We start from the raw sequence: 2,688 nt of genomic DNA, 5'->3' as shown, positions 1-2,688 counted from the left end.
TGCTCCATCCCGCGCCACCAAAGGTAAAAGGGCGGCTTTATGGGCCGCCCTTTTATGAACTATGTGAATGGGTTTTGTTGTTTCAAAGCGCGAGCTTCAATGCCTGGCGACGCCCTACTCTTCCGGGGCTTGAGCCACAGTACCATCGGCGCAGACTGGTTTCACGGCCGAGTTCGGGATGGGATCGGGTGGGTCACAGACGCTATGGTCACCAAGCAATGAAGCTTGCGCTTTGGGTTTTAATCGATGCCGTGCACTTTATGGGAAAGTCTATTTGTTATCTGGCTTGAGGTGATCACCACATCGCTGATGCCATGCTGTTGCCAGCACTGTCATTGATGGTGGGACTCTCAGGCGCGATCAGAGCAATTAGGACCGGTTAGCTCCATATGTTACCACACTTCTACATCCGGCCTATCAAGGTCGTGGTCTACGACCGCTCGAAGAAATCTTATCTTGAGGGAGGCTTCCCGCTTAGATGCTTTCAGCGGTTATCCCGTCCATACATAGCTACCCTGCTGCGCCCTTGGCAGGACGACAGGTACACCAGAGGTATGTTCAACCCGGTCCTCTCGTACTAGGGTCAACTCCTCTCAAATTTCGACGCCCACGGCAGATAGGGACCAAACTGTCTCGCGACGTTCTGAACCCAGCTCACGTACCACTTTAATTGGCGAACAGCCAAACCCTTGGGACCTGCTCCAGCCCCAGGATGTGATGAGCCGACATCGAGGTGCCAAACGATTCCGTCGATATGAGCTCTTGGGAATCATCAGCCTGTTATCCCCGGCGTACCTTTTATCCGTTGAGCGATGGCCCTTCCACGAGGGACCACCGGATCACTATGACCGACTTTCGTCTCTGCTCGACTTGTCAGTCTCGCAGTCAGGCGGGCTTATGCCATTGCACTCTAACAGACGGTTTCCAACCGTCCTGAGCCCACCATCGCGCGCCTCCGTTACTCTTTAGGAGGCGACCGCCCCAGTCAAACTACCCGCCACAGAGGGTCCCTGCACCGGATAACGGTGCGAGGTTAGACATCAGAAAACAACAGGGTGGTATTTCACCTATGGCTCCACGACAACTGGCGTCATCGCTTCAAAGCCTCCCACCTATGCTACACAGTTCTTTCCTAATGCCACTCTGAAGCTGCAGTAAAGGTGCACGGGGTCTTTCCGTCTAACCGCGGGTACTCCGCATCTTCACGGAGAATTCAATTTCGCTGAGCATATCCTGGAGACAGTGGGGAAGTCGTTACGCCATTCGTGCAGGTCGGAACTTACCCGACAAGGAATTTCGCTACCTTAGGACCGTTATAGTTACGGCCGCCGTTTACCTGGGCTTCAATTCAGAGCTTGCACTCCTCCTCTTAACCTTCAGGCACCGGGCAGGCGTCAGGCCCTATACGTCGTCTTGAAGCCGACTTAGCAGAGCCCTGTGTTTTTGCTAAACAGTCGCTACCCCCTGGCCTGTGCCCCCCACAAAAAGTTGCCTTAATGTGGGGCCTCCTTCTTCCGAAGGTACGGAGGCAATTTGCCGAGTTCCTTCAGGATACTTCTCTCAAACGCCTTGGTATACTCTACCATTCCACCTGTGTCGGTTTAGGGTACGGTCTATACGGTGGGGCTATTTCCTGGGACAACTTCCCTGCCCGGACCAATCCAATAAGGCCGAACAAGTTACGCCATCCGTCACACACCACCAGGCCCACGAATATTAACGTGGTTCCCATCGACTACCCCCTTCGGGCTCGTCTTAGGGGCCGGCTTACCCTGCTCAGATTAGCTTTAAGCAGGAACCCTTGGAATTTCGGCGACAGTGCATCTCACACTGTTAATCGCTACTCATGTCTGCATTCGCACTTCCGATACCTCCACGGTCGGTTACCCTTCCGCTTCAACGGCCTACGGAACGCTCCGCTACCGCTCAGTCAAAGACTGAACCCTAAGCTTCGGTGCACGTCTTGAGCCCCGTTACATCTTCGCCGCAGGATCTCTTATTTAGACCAGTGAGCTGTTACGCTTTCTTTAAAGGATGGCTGCTTCTAAGCCAACCTCCTGGTTGTTTTGGAAATCCCACATGCTTTCCCACTTAGACGTGACTTGGGGACCTTAGCTGTAGGTTAGGGCTGTTTCCCTTTTGACGACGGACCTTAGCACCCGCCGTCTGTCTGCCGGACTAGACTCGTTGGTATTCGGAGTTTGGTTAGTATTGGTAGATCTCGCGACCCCCGCAACCATCCAGTGCTCTACCCCCAACGGCAATCATCCGACGCTCTACCTCAATAGATTTCGCGGAGAACCAGCTATTTCCCGGCTTGATTGGCCTTTCACCCCTAAGCACAACTCATCCGATAATTTTTCAACATTAAACGGTTCGGTCCTCCAGTGCGTGTTACCGCACCTTCAACCTGGTCATGCATAGATCGCCGGGTTTCGGGTCTAATGCATCGAACTCATGGTCGCCCTATTCAGACTCGCTTTCGCTGCGCCTACACCTAACGGCTTAAGCTTGCTCGATACACTAAGTCACAGACCCATTATGCAAGAGGTACGCTGTCAGATCTCAAGGATCCTCCAACTGCTTGTAGGCATCCGGTTTCAGGTACTGTTTCACTCCCCTCATCGGGGTGCTTTTCACCTTTCCCTCACGGTACTGGTTCGCTATCGGTCATGTACGAGTATTTAG

2 rRNA genes (1 of these 2 running past the window's edge) are annotated in these 2,688 nt (G+C 53.3%); both read right to left on the bottom strand.

From position 1 onward, the window contains the following. Nucleotides 1-101 precede the first annotated feature (101 nt). Nucleotides 102-216, bottom strand: a 5S ribosomal RNA gene (gene rrf, locus MU848_RS18755). A 133-nt stretch (nt 217-349) separates the two neighbouring features. Next, nucleotides 350-2,688: ribosomal RNA gene (locus MU848_RS18750) — 23S ribosomal RNA — on the bottom strand (it continues 459 nt past the right edge of the window).

Origin of the sequence: Sphingobium agri, from assembly GCF_023051225.1 — a bacterium.
Taxonomy (GTDB): domain Bacteria; phylum Pseudomonadota; class Alphaproteobacteria; order Sphingomonadales; family Sphingomonadaceae; genus Sphingobium; species Sphingobium agri.
The sequence above is the reverse complement of the archived record's forward strand: the minus strand, read 5'-3'. Positions and strand labels throughout refer to the sequence as shown.